Genomic DNA, 16,977 nt, shown 5'->3' with positions numbered 1-16,977 from the left:
GATTAGTTTCCTTCGCTTGTTACCACAGTTGAAGTGCCGCTTCCGTCGAGCACCTTCAATATATTGCCCCGTTCGCGGATAGAGAACACCACGATAGGAATGTTGTTGTCACGGCATAACGACACAGCGCTTGCGTCCATAACCTTAAGATTATCTGCTAAGACGCGGTCATAACTTAATGTTTCATAACGCTTTGCTGTCGAAACTTTTTTGGGATCGGCATCATATACACCATCAACCGAGGTGCCCTTGAACAACGCGTCGCATTGCATTTCGGCAGCGCGCAAAGCAGCACCGCTATCCGTAGTAAAGAACGGTGCGCCAACGCCTGCGGCAAAAATAACTATCCGGCCCTTTTCCAAATGCCGCTCGGCACGGCGCCGGATGACGGGTTCGCAGACCTTGTCCATTTCAATGGCAGACTGCACGCGGGTCGGCACGCCGAGCTGTTCAAGCGCGTTTTGCATGGCGAGCGCATTCATGACGGTCGCGAGCATGCCCATATAGTCGGCCTGCGCCCTGTCCATGCCCTTTGCGGCACCAGAAATACCCCGGAAGATGTTACCCCCGCCGATTACAAGGCACAGTTGCAATCCAGTATCCTGCGCAGCTTTTACCTCTTCGGCAACGCGCGCCACAGTAACGGGATCAATGCCATAGGCTTGATCCCCCATAAGCACTTCGCCCGATAGTTTAAGCAGAATGCGACGATATCCGTGCGCGCTCATAATATCCCTCACCCTGATACGATTATGGCGCCCAGCTATAGGAGCCGTGCGCCACATCGCCAAGTGCTTATCCCCGCCTTTTGGCAGGGAAGCCAAGAATATTTATGCGCCGACCGCAGCAGCCACTTCAGCTGCAAAGTCAGACACTTCCTTTTCAATGCCTTCGCCAAGCTGGAAGCGGACATAATCCTTCAGCACGATTGGCTTACCAGCTTCTTTGCCAGCGGCCACGACAACATCCGAAATTGGGGTCTTGCCGTCCATAACGAATGGCTGGCTCAACAAGGCGTTTTCCTTGGCGAACTTCTTCACGGCGCCTTCAACCATCTTTTCGACGATATCCGCTGGCTTGCCGCTTTCCGATGCCTTTTCACGCGCAATACCGCGCTCACGCTCAAGCGTTTCGGCATCAAGGCCAGATTCGTCAAGCGACAGCGGGAATGCAGCAGCGATGTGCATCGCCAGTTGTTTGCCGAGGCCATCAAGCGTCGCAGCGTCTGCATCGCTCTCAAGCGCAACAAGAACGCCGATGCCACCCATGCCAGGCGCCGCAGCGTTGTGGACATAAGAAACAACACGGCCATTATTGACCGAAAGCGACTTTACGCGGCGAATAACCTGATTTTCACCGATGGTGGCGATGTTGTTGGTCAATCGTTCCTGAACGGTTTCGCTTCCGCCATAAGGCGCGGACAAAACGGATTCAGAATCGTTGGCGCTTAGGTTCAAGGCAACTTGGCTGACAGCAGCGACGAATTCTTGGAACTGTTCGTTTTTGGCAACGAAATCTGTCTGGCTGTTAACTTCGATAGCAGTACCCTTGGTGCCCTCCACAGCAACGCCGACAAGACCTTCCGCCGCGGTGCGGCTCGATTTCTTGGCAGCAGTAGCAAGGCCCTTGGCGCGCAGCAAATCAACTGCGGCTTCGATATTGCCGTTGGTTTCTTCAAGCGCCTTTTTGGCGTCCATCATGCCAGCACCGGAAAGCTCACGCAGTTCCTTGACGGCTGAAGCGGTAATTGCAGACATAAGAGTGTCCTTTCGAAAGGTACGGAGGCCAATACAGCCTCATTGAAGTTCGTCATCCCCGTAAAAGCGAAGATCTAACACCAGCGCTAACTTCACAAGCAAACGACAAGTGTCGGTCCCCCGCATAAGCGGGGGTGACGACAATTTGGTTACGCTTCGGCGGCAGGCGCTTCGGCAGGAGCAACTTCAGCAGCGGGCGCTGTTTCTTCAGCTACTGGCGCTGTTTCTTCAGCTACTGGGGCTGCTTCTTCAGTCGCTGGCGCAGTTTCTTCTGCCAAAGCAGGTTCAGCCGCTGGCTCAACTTCCGCTCCAAGGTCAATGCCCTTGGCAACCTTGGCGTTTACATTGCCCTTGGTTGCCGCAGTAGCCACCGCGTCGCAATACAAACGAATGGCGCGTGCAGCGTCATCATTTGCAGGAACCGGGAATGCAATGCCGTCAGGCGATACGTTTGAATCGAGGATCGCGATCACTGGAATACCAAGAACATTGGCTTCCTTGATGGCGAGTTCTTCCTTGTTGGCGTCGATGACGAACATAACGTCAGGAATGCCACCCATGTCGCGGATACCGCCAAGGCTCATTTCAAGCTTATCGCGCTCGCGGGTCATCTGAAGAATTTCCTTCTTCGTGAAACCGTGCGTATCGCCCGAAAGCTGCTCTTCAAGCGTCTTGAGCTTCTTGATCGAGTTCGAAATGGTCTTCCAGTTGGTGAGCATACCGCCCAACCAGCGATGGTTGACGAAATGCTGACCCGATGCGCGTGCCGCATCGGCAATTGGGCCTTGCGCCTGGCGCTTCGTGCCAACGAACAGAACCTTGCCTCCAGACGAAACGCTCTGTGCAACGAAATCTAGAGCACGTGCGAACAATGGCACGGACTGCGACAGATCGAGAATGTGGATGCCGTTGCGCGCGCCGAAGATATACGGCTTCATACGCGGATTCCAACGGTGTGTTTGGTGGCCGAAATGGGCCCCAGCTTCAAGCAAATGCTGCATGGTTACGACAGGTGCCGCCATGGTACTTCTCCTTCCGGTTGAGCCTCTGGGAAACTAGAACTTCACTTTTGCCTGAAAGACAAAGATCAGCACCGGTATGTGCGTTTCCCATGTGGAATGACGGCCTCGTTATAGTTGTAGACAGGATTCGTCAAGCACCAACAGACTCACCAGATTGCGCAATTTGGTGTAGTCGCTTTAACAATCGGTTCAGAACGCACCGCATAGCGAGACATTATGGGCAGGAAGACAAGTTGAAAACACGTTGGGCAGTTACTGCTTCAATCGCGCTGCTCGCGATATCCTCGCCGGCGCTCGCCGAAGATCAATCGCTTGGCGACGCACAGCAGTCTGCGCCTCCCGAGCGCATCTCCTTTCTTGTTACCTTCGGCACGGAAAAATGTCCTGAAGCAGTCGGCGACGAAATCATGGTCTGTGCGGTCCAGCCGGAGGGTGACCGGTACCGGATTCCTAAACCGGTTCGCGCGAATAGCGAATCGCCAGTAGCAGGCGGAAGCTGGACCTCCGCCGCTGAGAGCCTTGACGGCTATGGGCGCGCCGTTTTGCCAAACAGCTGTTCTGTCAATGGAAGCAACGGCTTCACAGGATGCATGCAACAGGCACTTCAAAAATGGCATGCAGAGCGCCGCGGAACACGCAGCGAACCGTAATTTCGCAGGCCAGTGAACTTTTTGCGGCCGAACAAGTTATCCACAGGTAATCCGCAAAGTTACCCAGCCATGTTCCACGCGCGAAATGCCGCTTGACATGTTGGAACAAATAGTGAACAAAGACGTATATCCTGTGTTTAGCCGAATCAAACTTCCCCACTTATTTAGGGTGGGAACGCAAAGGACCAGTGCCATGACTATCATCGCTACCCTTCTTTTCGTGATCGTGCTGAGTGCATCATTTGGCGTCATCTTGCTGTCTATCCGCAATGCCATGCCGCGTATTCGCGAAGTGATTGATATGGAATTCGCCCCCTCACCGCAACGTGAGCGCCGGATAATATTGGGCGAAATGCGGCGTCTGGCGCCTGCCGAGATCATCCCCTTTCCCGCAATGTCGCGCGCCCATAACGCACCCCGTTTGGCTGCCTAAATATCGACTCCACAGGGTGGTCGGGTTTTAGGTAACCTAGCTACGTCCTTCGAAGACGTGGTTTGCCCTAACTAGGGTGATGCGCACAACTTGTTCGCCGCCGATCTTCTCTTGTGACCAATATGGGCATAAAAAAAGGGCGGGTGCTTTCGCCCCGCCCTCTGTAACCAATTTCTTGGTGCGTGTCTTAGTTGACAGCGTCCTTGAGAGCCTTGCCAGCTTTGAACTTTGGCTGAGTCGATGCCTTGATGGTCATTGGCTCACCGGTGCGTGGGTTACGTCCGGTCGATGCCTTACGCTTTGCAACGCCAAAGGTACCGAAACCAACGAGACGTACTTCGCCGCCGCTCTTCAGAGCGCCAGTGATTGCTTCAAATGTTGCTTCGACGGCCTTGCCGGCATCAGCCTTGGTCAAACCGCTAGCTTCGGCGACTGCACTGACGAGATCTTGCTTGTTCATGTGGGAACCCCCCTCTTAAAATTATATGAGACCCATTTAGCGATACAATGAGTCGCGGCCAAAGCCGGTGGAGCGATAATGAGCAGAATGTTAACGCTGTCAAAGGAAATATCGGCCCAAAACGGTCATTTTCTGTGAAAAAAGACGAGTCCTGCTTATTATACACTTATAATAGCAGGACATGCCGCCTCAATGTGTCACAGGCACCCCAATTTCACCGCCAGTTACAGCGGGTAACGCCGCTGCCAGATCATCCGCCTCGGTCCATTCCACGGCGACCAATGGGGATACTAAAGCACGCGCCAGAACCTGATCGACATGGCTCACCGGGATAATCTCAAGACCGTCCTTGATGTTTGCTGGAATGTCCGCAAGGTCCTTTTCATTCTCTTGGGGAATGAGCACGGTTTTAATCCCGCCGCGCAAAGCCGCCAGCAATTTCTCTTTCAATCCACCAATCGGCAACACACGTCCACGCAACGTAACTTCGCCAGTCATGGCAACATCGCGGTGCACCGCAATACCCGTCAGTGTCGACACGATGCACGTCACCATGCCTATGCCGGCCGATGGGCCATCCTTGGGCACTGCGCCTTCGGGAAGGTGAATGTGCACATCTTTGCGGGCAAACAGACTTGGTTTGATGCCGTAGCTCGGCGCGCGCGCCTTCACGTAGCTTAAGGCCGCCTGAATGGACTCGCTCATGACTTCGCCTAGCTTACCTGTCGTCTTAATATTCCCCTTACCAGGAACAGTGACAGCTTCGATGGTCAGCAACTCACCACCCACTTCAGTCCAAGCGAGACCCGTAACGGCACCGATCTGGTTTTCTTCCTCACCCATGTCATGGCGAAATTTACGAACGCCGGAGAAGTCGGCAAGATTTTCGGGCGTAATGACAATGCTCTTGTCTTTACCTTCCAAGATCCGACGCAACGATTTACGCGCAAGCTTCGCAATTTCACGCTCCAGCGTCCGAACGCCGGCCTCTCTTGTGTAATAGCGAATGACATCGCGCAGTGCATCGTCACTTATCGAAAACTCTTCAGGCTTAAGCCCGTGGGCCTCGATCTGCTTTTCCACCAAATGGCGCTTGGCAATCTCAAACTTCTCGTCCTCAGTGTAGCCTTCAAGACGGATGATTTCCATCCGGTCCAACAACGCCTGCGGTAAGTTCATGCTGTTTGCGGTTGTCACGAACATTACGTCCGACAAATCGAGATCGATTTCCAGATAATGGTCATTGAACTTGTTGTTCTGTTCAGGATCGAGAACCTCAAGCAAGGCCGACGCTGGATCGCCCCGGAAATCCTGTCCAAGCTTGTCGATTTCATCGAGCAAGAACAACGGGTTCATCGTCCCTGCCTTTTTCAAATTGGCCGCGACCTTGCCTGGCATTGAACCAATATAGGTACGACGGTGGCCTCGTATCTCGGCCTCGTCCCGCACGCCGCCCAAGGATTGGCGAATGAACTCACGACCCGTAGCCTTGGCAATCGATTTACCAAGGGAGGTCTTACCAACGCCCGGAGGGCCAACGAGGCACAATATTGGCCCCTTCAGCTTGTTCGTCCGCGCTTGCACCGCAAGATATTCGACAATCCGGTCCTTAACCTTTTCCAAGGCGAAGTGGTCGGCATCAAGAACGTCCTGCGCCTTGGCAATATCGCGCTTCAGCTTGGACTTTTTGCCCCATGGAATACCCAAGAGCGTATCAAGATAGTTGCGGATGACTGAGGCTTCTGCAGACATCGGCGCCATCCCGCGCAGCTTTTTCAGTTCCGCATTGGCTTTCGCTTTTGCTTCCTTGGAGAGCTTCATCGTGTCAATCTTGGTCTGAATTTCGGCAACCTCGTCACCGCCTTCGCCATCGTCATTGCCAAGCTCGCGCTGAATGGCTTTCATCTGCTCATTCAAATAATATTCGCGCTGCGTCTTTTCCATTTGCCGCTTCACACGGCCACGGATTTTCTTTTCGACCTGCAAAACGCCAAGCTCGCCTTCCATGAAGGCAAAGGCCATTTCAAGCCGACGCAGCGGGTTGGATTCAACCAACAACGACTGCTTATCCGAAACCTTCAATTGAATATTCGCCGCAACGGCGTCCGCAAGTGCTGACGGGGTGTCAATCTCGGTCAACTGAACAGCTGCCTCTGCGGGCATTTTCTTGTTCAGTTTCGAATAATTCTCGAACTGCTCGGTCACTGAACGCATCAGTGCGGTTGCCTCGGGACCATCCGCGCTTTGTTCTTCAACCAAGATGATGGTCGCTTCAACATAGTTGTCGCCACGCACGATCAAGTCGCGCAATTCAGCGCGTTGTTTGCCCTCAACCAACACGCGCACTGTGCCATCAGGCAACTTCAACAGCTGCATGATCGTGGCAGTCACGCCGATATTGTAAAGATCATCCTTGCCGGGATCATCCTCGGCAGGGTCAAGCTGCGCGACAAGAAAAATCTCTTTATTGGCTTTCATTGCCTGTTCCAAGGCAACAACCGATTTATCGCGCCCAACAAACAACGGCACAATCATGCCAGGAAAAACAACAATATCGCGCAGTGGCAATAATGGAAGGTTCAGATCCATAGATACTCCAATTGGCGGTCACCCAAAACGGCAACCTGCCTGTTCCAACCCAATATGAGGGCTTTGCGGACGCTTTCAATGCATGTGCACGGGTTAGGCACATTTAATTGGGGAAAAACCTTAATGGACCTCGGCCACTACAGCCATTCGCCTTATTAAAATGGCAATTTGAACCCTGGAGGCAGCGGTAATCCGCTAGACATCTTACCCATTTCCGCATTGCTGGCGGCATCAGCCTTGTCGCGGGCATCGTTGAATGCGGCTGTGATAAGGTCTTCCAACATGCCCTTGTCGGCTGGCACGATGAGGCTGTCATCGATTTCAACGTTCAATATCCGGCCTTTTGCAGTCGCCTTAACCTTCACCAGACCGCCTCCAGAAACGCCCTCAACCCGGATCGTATCCAGCGTTGCCTGCGCTTGTTCCATCTGTTGCTGGATATTCTGGGCAGCTTCTTGCGCAGCCTTAATCATCTCTTCCATGCTTTTCACGCGCTCTTACTCCATTTCATGCCATTATCGTCGCTGTCGAGCAGCTCCGCCTCGGGAAACGCAGCAAACGCCGCTTTGACCAAAGGTGACTCCATTATAATGCGTTTATCAGCCTCGGCGTCGGCTTGCTCCTGCTCCAACAGGCTTGGCTGGACATCACCTGGGCGTTCTTCTAAGTCCCAGCGCGTGCCCGTAACCTTCGCCAGAGCATCTCGAAGTTCCGAAACAAACGTCGGCGCAACGGGCCCCGCCAATTGAAACGCCAACATAGGCGGCGCATATTCGACCAGACGGACAACATCGCGTAACGTCATTTCAAGGCTTACAAACCCGTCACGCGCCAGACGATCCAAAAGCGCTTTAAAAGTCGCAGGCATAAATGACTGCACTGAAGCGGAGGCCGTGGCATCAGGCGCAGTGGGCGCAGAAGCAGGTATTGCCGTCGTGAACGCCCCCTCACCAATCATCTTGGCAAGCTCACTAGGGTCCGGCAGCGTTGCGGCATGGATCACGCGCAACAGGGCCATGTCAGCTGCACCTAGCGGGACAGATGCGCGCGCGACTTCCTCCTGCCCTTTTAACAACAATTGCCAAAGACGATGCAGAACTGGGAAGGATAAACGGTCGGCATGATCCTCAACCACAGCATTCGCTTCGGCATCCAGCGCTCCATCGCGTGGCGCGCCAACCTTCGCAAGCGTCAGCCTATGTACTTCGGACAATAATCCAGCAAACATCGCCAGCGGCTCAACACCAAGATTATATTGGTTCTTTGCCTCCGCCAGCATGGCCTGCGCATCGCCCATAAGGATTAGGCCAAAGAGACGGCGGATCGCGCCACGGTCGGACAGGCCCAACATGTCGCGCACCTGCGCCGCGGTGACTTTTCCATCACCCTCCATATCGGCATGGGCAATGGCTTGATCAAGAATTGACAGACCGTCGCGAACAGACCCCTCGGCGGCTTGCGCAATTAAAGTCAGCGCCTCGGTTTCAGCCTCTACGGCTTCCTTGGCGGAGATTTCAGCGAAATGCGCCGAAAGCTTTTCGGTGGGTATCCGTTTCAGATCAAAGCGCTGACACCGCGACAGGACTGTAATCGGAACCTTGTTGACTTCTGTCGTTGCGAACAGAAACTTTACATGCCCCGGCGGCTCTTCCAGCGTCTTGAGCAGCGCATTAAATGCGTTTCTGGACAGCATGTGGACTTCGTCGATAATGTAGATTTTGTAGCGTGCCGACACGGCGGAGTAACGCACAGCCTCAATAATCTCCCGCACATCGTCAACGCCGGTGTGGCTTGCGGCATCCATTTCGATGACGTCGATATGCCGACCCTCCGCGATTGCGACACAAGGCTCGCAAGCCCCGCACGGGTCAATAGTCGGGCCGCCCTGCCCGTCAATTCCAATGCAGTTCAACGCCTTGGCAATCAATCGCGCGGTTGACGTTTTCCCGACCCCGCGCACGCCAGTCATCAGGAATGCATGTGCAAGGCGGTCACGCTTTATGGCGTTACCCAAGGTTTGGACCATAGCGTCCTGCCCAATGAGTTCCGCAAATGTCTGTGGCCGATATTTGCGTGCCAAAACGCGGTATGCCGCGCCGCCAGTCGCCACGGGCGCGGCGGCGGGCTTAGCCAGTACAGGCAAATCCAGACCCAGCCCCAATGCATCATCAGGCATATCTGGGTCGCGTTCGGCGAATTCTGGGGTGTCGGAATCGGGCATTATCGTCATGTTAATGTGGTCATCGACCTTTGTCGAAGTCTTCTCAACCGAAACACGGGGAAAAGTAGGAGCCGAATGACCCGCAGCGAATTCGTTGTGGCTGCTTCCGTCAGGATCTGACCAGGTTGGCGAGTGCCACGTCCATCCGACTCCCACGCCGCATATGGCCGCGACGTTGCCGAAATGCAAGTGCAGGAACACAAAGCGATAAACGCCATTTTAACCGCAATGCGAAATATTAAATTCACCGTGATTCGTTAGCAACCATCCGTCACACAGGAATAAACGGTCATCAATAGCGCGTCATTGAGAACCATATCATATAAACGATACGAAGACGCAGCGCGCGAAGATCGCAGTGCCCCGCGCGTTTGCGTTAAAATCCCTGCTATCGTGCGTCCTTCGGGTTCATCGGGATACTCCGTGATTGTCCGAAATCTGTCGCTTTCCGGTGTCGCTTGCGAGGCGCTGACGGGGATGGCTGCGGGCACACAAGTGCGGCTAACTCTTCCCGGCCTTATGGCGGTTCAGGCCAAGGTCATTTGGAACGACGGTAATATTGTCGGGTGCGCATTCAGCACTATGCTGAACCCCGCCGCGCTTCAAAACATGTTAATGCGATTTCCTGCTTAGGCTTAGGCTTAGGCTTAGGCTTAGGCTTAAGCGTTACGCAAGTACCAGTCATAATCGATGCTCGGCACGTGGCCGAAATAGCGATCCTGTTCGACGCGCTTTACAATAGTAAACATGTCGACAAAACGGTCGCCGAGATATTCACGCATCAATTTGGAGCCGTGAAAGCGGTCAACCGCGGCAAACCAGTTGCTTGGCGGCTTGTCATCGCCTGATCCATCGCGGTCATAGCCATTGCCAACGACTGCCGGGCCTGGATCGATCTGATGCGTGATACCGTGGTGAATGCCAGACAATACGCCAGCAACCGCAAGATATGGGTTTGCATCCGCACCACAAGCGCGATGTTCCACATGGCGGCTTGATGCCGGCCCAGCGGGGATGCGGAAGGAAACGGTACGGTTGTTGACGCCCCATGTCGGTGCGACCGGCGCGTAGCTGTTCGCCTTAAACCGGCGGTAGCTATTGGCATGTGGCGCAAAGAGCGCGAAGCAGTCGCCAACACTCGCGATCATCCCACCAATGGCGTGACGCAACATTGCAGTGCCTTCCGGATTGTCTGAGGCAAATAGGTTGAGTCCTTCAGCATCGTTCATCGAGACGTGAATATGCATCCCTGAGCCGGCTTGTTCGGCAAATGGTTTCGCCATGAAAGTCGCCTCAAGACCGTGTGCTTGTGCCACTGCCTTGACCACACGCTTATACATGATGGCATCGTCGCATGCCCGCAGCACGTCGGGCTTGTAGCGCAAGGTCAACTCGCACTGACCGGGTGCAAATTCCGAAATCGCGGATTCAAGCGGCAGGCCTTGAATATCGCATGTTTCGTATAACTCGTCGAAGAAAGGACGAAAGTCGTCCAGTTCGCGCAAGCCATAGACTTCGACCATTTGTGGCGTTTCACTGCTATATTCTGGCCGCGCTGGGCGGATAGAACCATCACGCGCGCGCTTTGGATCCAACAAATAGAATTCTAGTTCAACCGCCAAGGCGGGCGTCAGCCCCATTTCGGCAAAACGGTCAACCACAAGACCAAGCACATGGCGCGGATCAAGATCATGTGGCTGGCCATCCAATTCATAAAAATCGACCATGAATTGTGCGGCATTGTCACCAGCCCAAGGCGTACGCACCAAAGTGCCAGGGATTGGCTTCATCGAACGGTCAGCGTCGCCATCTTCCCATACCAAGCCCGTTTCCTCGGTGTCTTGCCCAGTGATATCTACAACAGCAATGGAACCAGGGAAAAACCGTCCAATTTCATAGACTGACAAAACCTCATGCTGACGCAGACGTTTACCGCGGGGGACGCCGCCAAAATCGGTATAGATCATCTCAACGGAGTCGATGTCGGGATATGCCGCAAAAAAGGCCTCCGCTTCGCTCCGTGGCGCAATGATCGCTGATGATTTTGCCCGCTTGATTGTCATGATGATACTTTCGTAAGTCCTGATTTTCTTATGCTAATAGCTCAGTCAGCGCAGAGTTCAACTCTGCCGCAAGGCGGTCGACTTGCGCCGCTTGCGTCACCGGACTGACCAGCATCATATTGTGGAAAGGCGCAAGCAAGATACCGCGGTTGGCGAGATATAGATGGATAGTGCTTTCGAGTGCAGGGTCCATCACCGCCCGCGCTTCACTGCCATTGCGCGGCGGAATGGCGGAACAGACGAGTTCGATGCGCGCGCCAACATGGCTGACATGCCAATCGAGCGCATGGGTACCAATCACGCCATTGAGTTGCGCCACCAGCCTGTCTGCCATCGCGAGCATATGAGCATAAGCGTCGCGGGTGATGACCTGCCCCAACATAGCGTGCATGGCCGTAATCGCCAGCGCATTGGCCGATAAGGTCGTCCCAATTCCGCTATGCCCTGCTGGGCGTGACGCGTTCAGCGCCGCCATCCGTTTGGCGATCTCGTCCGTAAAGCCATATACAGCGCAAGGTACGCCGCCTCCGATAGATTTGCCGACCACCAATATGTCAGGCTTTGGGCCGTGCATATTGCTGTGCCCGCCATAGCCGGAGGAAATCGTGTGAGTTTCGTCAAGCACCAAGATTGTGCCGGTTTCATCACACAGCCTGCGCAATTCCCTCAGAAACCCCGGTGTATCGCGCACCATGCCGATATTGGTCATTAACGGTTCGGCCAATACGCAAGCAATGTCGCCACCGCGCAAAGCAGCGGCGAGCGCGTCCACATCGTTGAATTCGATTGCAACCGTCGTCGGCAGCAAATCTTGCACTTGGCCGATCAGGCTTGGTCGGTTGACCGCACGGCCATCGCGCAAGTCGACGAACACATCATCGACCGCGCCATGATAGCAGCCGTTGAAGATCAAAATCTTGTCGCGCCGAGTAATCCCGCGACACCAGCGAATAACGGCCCGGTTCGCTTCGCTTGCTGTAGTCGTCACTTGCCATTGTGGCAGTCCGAACATGCCGGCGAGCATAGACCCAAGCTCTGCACCCTTTGCGGTCGGCAACATATAGCTTAAGCCCTGCCCTGCCTGCACTGCTATAGCCTTGGCAAGCGGGGCGGGCGAGTGACCAAACATGCTCGCGGTATCGCCAAGACAGAAGTCATCAAAGACCTGCCCGTCGATACTCGTCAGGGTCGCTCCACAAGCCTCCTGAGCGACGATTGGGAACGGACTGGACCAATCGAGCATCCAATGGAAAGGGACGCCCTGAAACCATCCCTGGGCGCTTGTGGCGTGCGCCTTGGACTTTGGGTTTGCTGCAATGAAGCGCGCAATTTCGCGTTCGCGCATTGCTTCGATGGAAGCTCTTTCAATCACAAACGATCCATCAACGCCGAATAAAGCATCCCTGCAACATAGGTGGGTGTTCGCAGCAGCTTGCCACCCGGGAACGCTCGATGCGGGATTTTTTCAAAGAGGTTGAAATTGCGGCTATCGCCCTTCAACATTTCGGCCAAAACCTCACCTACAAGTGTCGTGAGCAACACACCCTGCCCCGAATAGCCATGCGCGAACAGCTTATTACCTTCACGACCAATGTGCGGCAGGCGGTTCACGGTGATTCCGACCGTACCGCCCCATGCATAATCGATACGCGTGTCCAACAATTGTGGGAACAGCTTCAGCATATAGGGTCGTACAAATGCAGCAATATCCTCCGGCGGCTTTGGCGTATATTTTTCGCCACCTGCAAAAAGCAGTCGGTTATCGGCAGACAAACGGAAATAGTTTAGGACGAACTTACTATCCGATACCGCTGCATTCGATGGAATAAGTGCACGCGCGCGCTCTTCACCCAGCGGCTCAGTCGCAATAATATAGTTCAATACCGGCATCGTATACCGACCCGCCTTGGGGGCCAGATCTCCAGTTTCTGCATCACAAGCCAGAAAGACATAGCGCGCTGTAACAGAACTAGAAATCGTGCGGACAACGACCTTTTCGCCTTCGGTGATTGAGGCAGCCCTGCTGCCTTCAAAAATTCTCGCCCCTGCACTCTTGGTTGCCCTCTTCAAACCGCGCGCATATTTTAAGGGATGAAGATGCCCCCCTTTGGGCACATAAACACCACCATGATATCCTGATACGTTTACATATCGATCGATATCTGTCGGCGCGACCAAGACTGCTTCGCCCACGCCAAGCAACCTGTCACTAAACGCCACCTCATTTTCCAAATAGGCAAAATCATTCTTCTTCGCAGCCAAATGGATATGACCATGCTGCAAATCGCAGTCGATATTATGGCGCTCAATCCGTGCGTGCACGCGATCCCGCGCCGACATTGCGAGGTGACAGAGTTGTTGCCCGACATCTTCACCAACCAGTTTGATCAGGTCCGTGGCAGCCATATTAAATCCGGGAATCATCTGCCCACCGTTTCGACCCGATGCTGCGAAGCCGATTTGCTCGCTCTCAAGTAAAACGACATCGAACCCCGCTTCAGCGCATGCCACCGCGGCTGATAAGCCAGTAAAGCCCCCACCGATGATGCAGATGTCGGCCTTTATGTCAGACATCAGCGGCGCATCGGCCGCGCATTCGCCTGCAGATGCTATATAATAACTATCATTTAAAGGATCGCGCATCAAACCCGCAGCAACAAATGCTCGCGCTCCCAGCTTGAGACGACGGACTGATAATTGAACAATTCATAGTCCTTAACGGCAAAGAAGATGTCAAAAAACTCTTCGCCAAGCAGATTGCGTACGGGCTTACAGGCGCTGAACCGGTCCAATGCGGCCTCCAACGTGCGGGGCAAAGTGCGCGCGCGGTTGTATGCGCTGCCGGTGATTGCCTTGGCTGGTACCATCCGTTCCACCATACCAATATAGCCGCATACCAAAGAAGCGGCCATCGCAAGATAGGGGTTGGAGTCCGCCCCCGGCAGACGGTTTTCGACGCGCCGGTTGGCCTTGTCCGAAATCGGCACGCGGAAACCGCAGCTTCGGTTGTCTTCGCCCCATTGGACGTTGATTGGCGCCGCGCTGTCGGGCCGCATCCGGCGGAAGCTATTCACATTGGGCGCCCAAAGCGGCGATATCTGCGGCATGAACTTTACAAGACCCGCTATATAACTGCGAAACAGCGCACTGTCCTTGCCATTGGCGTTGGAGAACAGGTTTCTGCCGGTTTCGGCATCAACCACCGACTGGTGAATATGCATTGCGCTGCCCGGCTGCCCGGCCATCGGGTTCGCCATGAAGGTCGCATAGACGCCATGCTGCTTCGCCACTGCGCGCACAGTGCGCTTAAAAAGAAACACTTGATCCGCCAGCTTCAGCGGGTCGCCATGGACAAAGTTCACTTCAAGCTGGGCCGCGCCCATTTCGTGGATCATCGTATCGATATCGAGGCCCATCAACTCACAATCATCATAGATGTGGTCAATGATATCCTCATATTCGTTCATCGCCTCCAGCCCATAAGGCTGGCTTGCCGTTTCCGCACGCCCGCTTGAGCCCGTTGGAGGCACCAACGGAAAGTCAGGATCCACATTTTGGCTGACAAGGTAAAATTCAACCTCAGGCGCCATAATCGGCTTCCACCCACGCTCCGCATACATGTTCAATACTTTTTTCAATATTGTACGCGGGGCAATTTCCACCTCGGTTCCGTCGCCATGCAAAACGTCAGCGATCACGAAAGCTGTCGGAGATTTGAAACCCGGGGCGACGCAAATCGTATCGGGGTCGGCAATCAGGATTTTGTCCGGGTCCTTGTCCCAAATGTCAGCAATGTCTTCGGGGTAATGGCCATCAATGGTACAGATAAAAACACTACCTGGGATGCGCAGCGATTTGTCACGGACCGACGATAGGAATTTTTTGGCCGGTAAAACCTTGCCCCGCTGCACCCCGTTTATGTCGGGCACAATGCACTCAACCTCATCGATTTTGTGCTCAGCGATCCAGTTCGCAAGATTGACGGACATTGTTTTTCACCAGTTTTTTGTAAGCCTGATAAGCGCATGCCGGACTTGAAAGGTCAAGCCCGGCATGTGTCTATACCAAATTGGGCCACGTTTTTGTCGACCCAAGACGCCTAATTTAGGTTCAGAAGCCGTAGCTTAGTGAAAACATTACGCCGGCTGCGCTGTCCTTAACCGCAAAGGTCGTCTTGCGGTTCGTGTCCACATAGGATGCACCAACGGTGAAGCCGGCGACAGCAGCGGTCAACCCAAGTGACCAATCCAACTTCTGGCTGCCCGCGCTGAACGCGCCGTCTTCAAGGCCAACAGATCCCACGATCGAAATCGGTGAATTTGGAATAGCAACGGCTGCGTTGGTGGCGACATAAATATTGTCGTTATTGCCCGTGTTATTCTGGCTTGGAACATAGCTTAGCTGCGCACCGACAGATGCGGGACCGACGGATGTACCGAGCTTTCCAGTGAACTCGACATAGTTGAAGCTTGATACACCAGGATAGACATAATAGGTCGCACCGATATCATAAGTCACAGCATCCCCGCCGGCAAAGCCAGCATACAAATCAACTTCGACATCATCGCCCGAGTTTTCTGCCAGGTTGGAACCCCAAACACCCGCATAGAGACCCGACTCATGCTTGACAGTCAGGTAAGGCTGGAACGCGAAATCCTTATCGGAAAGCGAGACGCCACGGAAACGATAGTCGGAAACGATAGCAGCGCCCCCGGTTACGGTGATTGGGCCCGCGGCCTCTTCCTGCGCGAATGCAGGCACTGACATGGTCAGAGCGCTCATGGCGACGCTGATGCTTGCTAGTTTCAAAATGGAATTACGCATAATATTACCCCTTCTTAGGTACATTTGAACCGAAGCCGAAAACCTACGCATTGCGCTGCTTTCGGCAGATACCGTTCTCATCCCGCTTAATCTGGTTGCCCGCGCAAAATTTCATTTATTTTTAATTGCGTTTTATTGTGCAGATGCACACAAACATCAAAGCGCGATCCGAGCAAGCATTTTTGTGTCAACGTCGCTGTGCTTTTCAAGCCATGTGACAAAACCGCCACAGTCTTGCGTCAGGTATGGATTAGCGATCTGCCAAAGCCCGCCTAGTTACGGAACGTCGCGCATGCCGTCCATAGGCCCTTTGCGTGCAGCACGGGCCAGCTTCGCACATTTATGGATGAAACAGGCGCGGCGGAACGGTGCGGTTCACTACCTCTCGCAACGCAAAGGCTGTTTCGATGCGAGCGACTCTGGGCAGACGCGCAATTTCCTGCCGATGGATTATTTCATAATCTTCAATGGAAGCTGCGCGCACCACCAACAAATAGTCATTTCGTCCGCTCATCAGGTGGCACCGAATGGTAGACGGGCTGTTCGCAACAGCGGCTTCAAACGCGGCCATTGCCTCTTCGCTTTGGCTATCTAGCGTGATCGTGACCATGACTGTCGCGGAAAGCCCGAGCTTGCGTAAATTCACGTCGGCGCGATAGCCACGCAATATGCCTTCGTCTTCCAAGGCTTTTTGCCGGCGCGCCGCGGCACTCGGTGATAGGCCTGCCGCTTCACCCAACTCCATCTGAGTCGCGCGGCCATTTGCTACTAAAGCGCCAATTAACTTACGGTCAGCTCGATCAAGTTGCATATTATCTCTATTTTTCTTTAAAAATACGACGAATATATGCACTAATCCGGTGAATAAGTCGAATCTTTGCGGAGAATCGACGGGGCGACAATGCTATTTTTGCGTTAGACATATTTTCTGGAGCAAAAATCATGCGTGTTGGTGACC

Annotated in this window: 16 protein-coding genes and 1 other RNA gene; 3 read left to right on the top strand and 14 right to left on the bottom strand. The window is 54.0% G+C overall.

Features of this window, described 5'->3' with window-relative positions:
* Positions 1-2: 2 nt before the first annotated feature.
* The 3 genes from pyrH to rpsB form a co-directional block, all read right to left on the bottom strand.
* Entirely contained in the window at positions 3-728 is a 726-nt protein-coding gene (gene pyrH / locus QE270_RS02655) for a UMP kinase (protein ID WP_300034762.1), read from the bottom strand.
* 102 nt (positions 729-830) lie between these two features.
* Positions 831-1,757 carry a translation elongation factor Ts gene (gene tsf, locus QE270_RS02650; protein WP_300034759.1) on the bottom strand — a complete coding sequence of 309 codons (927 nt, stop codon included), beginning with the start codon at positions 1,755-1,757 and terminating at the stop codon, positions 831-833.
* A gap of 149 nt (positions 1,758-1,906) precedes the next feature.
* Positions 1,907-2,779: a 30S ribosomal protein S2 gene (rpsB, locus tag QE270_RS02645; protein WP_295499373.1), complete on the bottom strand. Its 873-nt coding sequence runs from the start codon at positions 2,777-2,779 to the stop codon at positions 1,907-1,909.
* Between the two features lie 233 nt (positions 2,780-3,012).
* On the opposite strand from rpsB, the gene QE270_RS02640 reads away from it, so the two are divergent.
* Positions 3,013-3,429 (top strand): hypothetical protein, encoded by a 417-nt coding sequence (locus QE270_RS02640; RefSeq protein ID WP_300034756.1) that lies wholly within the window; start codon positions 3,013-3,015, stop codon positions 3,427-3,429.
* A gap of 193 nt (positions 3,430-3,622) precedes the next feature.
* Positions 3,623-3,862 (top strand): hypothetical protein, encoded by a 240-nt coding sequence (locus QE270_RS02635; protein ID WP_300034753.1) that lies wholly within the window; start codon positions 3,623-3,625, stop codon positions 3,860-3,862.
* 187 nt (positions 3,863-4,049) lie between these two features.
* Here the strand turns inward: QE270_RS02635 and QE270_RS02630 are convergent, their stop codons facing one another.
* The 5 genes from QE270_RS02630 to ffs form a co-directional block, all read right to left on the bottom strand.
* Positions 4,050-4,322: an HU family DNA-binding protein gene (locus tag QE270_RS02630; RefSeq protein ID WP_295499364.1), complete on the bottom strand. Its 273-nt coding sequence runs from the start codon at positions 4,320-4,322 to the stop codon at positions 4,050-4,052.
* Positions 4,323-4,511: 189 nt separating this feature from the next.
* Positions 4,512-6,911 carry an endopeptidase La gene (gene lon, locus QE270_RS02625; protein WP_300034750.1) on the bottom strand — a complete coding sequence of 800 codons (2,400 nt, stop codon included), beginning with the start codon at positions 6,909-6,911 and terminating at the stop codon, positions 4,512-4,514.
* Between the two features lie 155 nt (positions 6,912-7,066).
* Positions 7,067-7,402 (bottom strand): YbaB/EbfC family nucleoid-associated protein, encoded by a 336-nt coding sequence (locus tag QE270_RS02620; RefSeq protein ID WP_300034747.1) that lies wholly within the window; start codon positions 7,400-7,402, stop codon positions 7,067-7,069.
* A complete protein-coding gene (locus QE270_RS02615; protein WP_300034743.1) occupies positions 7,399-9,132 on the bottom strand; it encodes a DNA polymerase III subunit gamma/tau in 1,734 nt (577 codons plus the stop codon). The genes QE270_RS02620 and QE270_RS02615 overlap by 4 nt, the downstream gene beginning before the upstream one ends.
* 61 nt (positions 9,133-9,193) lie before the next feature.
* An RNA gene (ffs, locus tag QE270_RS02610) (signal recognition particle sRNA small type) lies at positions 9,194-9,288 on the bottom strand.
* 150 nt (positions 9,289-9,438) lie between these two features.
* Between ffs and QE270_RS02605 the strand changes: the two genes are divergently transcribed.
* Positions 9,439-9,765: a PilZ domain-containing protein gene (locus QE270_RS02605; protein ID WP_300034740.1), complete on the top strand. Its 327-nt coding sequence runs from the start codon at positions 9,439-9,441 to the stop codon at positions 9,763-9,765.
* Positions 9,766-9,791: 26 nt separating this feature from the next.
* On the opposite strand, the gene QE270_RS02600 is transcribed toward QE270_RS02605, so the two are convergent.
* The 6 genes from QE270_RS02600 to QE270_RS02575 form a co-directional block, all read right to left on the bottom strand.
* Positions 9,792-11,195, bottom strand: coding sequence for a glutamine synthetase family protein (locus tag QE270_RS02600; protein WP_300034737.1), 1,404 nt, complete (start codon positions 11,193-11,195; stop codon positions 9,792-9,794).
* A gap of 28 nt (positions 11,196-11,223) precedes the next feature.
* A complete protein-coding gene (locus QE270_RS02595) occupies positions 11,224-12,567 on the bottom strand; it encodes an aspartate aminotransferase family protein (RefSeq protein WP_300034735.1) in 1,344 nt (447 codons plus the stop codon).
* The gene (locus QE270_RS02590; protein ID WP_300034733.1) at positions 12,564-13,769 is read right to left on the bottom strand and encodes an FAD-binding oxidoreductase; all 1,206 of its coding nucleotides are present in this window, start codon (positions 13,767-13,769) and stop codon (positions 12,564-12,566) included. The genes QE270_RS02595 and QE270_RS02590 overlap by 4 nt, the downstream gene beginning before the upstream one ends.
* Positions 13,770-13,837: 68 nt before the next feature.
* Positions 13,838-15,184, bottom strand: a complete 1,347-nt coding sequence (locus tag QE270_RS02585) for a glutamine synthetase family protein (RefSeq protein WP_300034730.1) — start codon at positions 15,182-15,184, stop codon at positions 13,838-13,840.
* 121 nt (positions 15,185-15,305) lie between these two features.
* Positions 15,306-16,019, bottom strand: coding sequence for a TorF family putative porin (locus QE270_RS02580; RefSeq protein ID WP_300034727.1), 714 nt, complete (start codon positions 16,017-16,019; stop codon positions 15,306-15,308).
* Between the two features lie 340 nt (positions 16,020-16,359).
* Positions 16,360-16,830, bottom strand: a complete 471-nt coding sequence (locus QE270_RS02575; RefSeq protein ID WP_300034724.1) for an Lrp/AsnC family transcriptional regulator — start codon at positions 16,828-16,830, stop codon at positions 16,360-16,362.
* Positions 16,831-16,977: the final 147 nt, after the last annotated feature.

It is taken from the genome of Sphingorhabdus sp. (genome assembly GCF_029865925.1).
Classification (GTDB): Bacteria; Pseudomonadota; Alphaproteobacteria; order Sphingomonadales; family Sphingomonadaceae; genus Sphingorhabdus_B.
The sequence above is the reverse complement of the archived record's forward strand: the minus strand, read 5'-3'. Positions and strand labels throughout refer to the sequence as shown.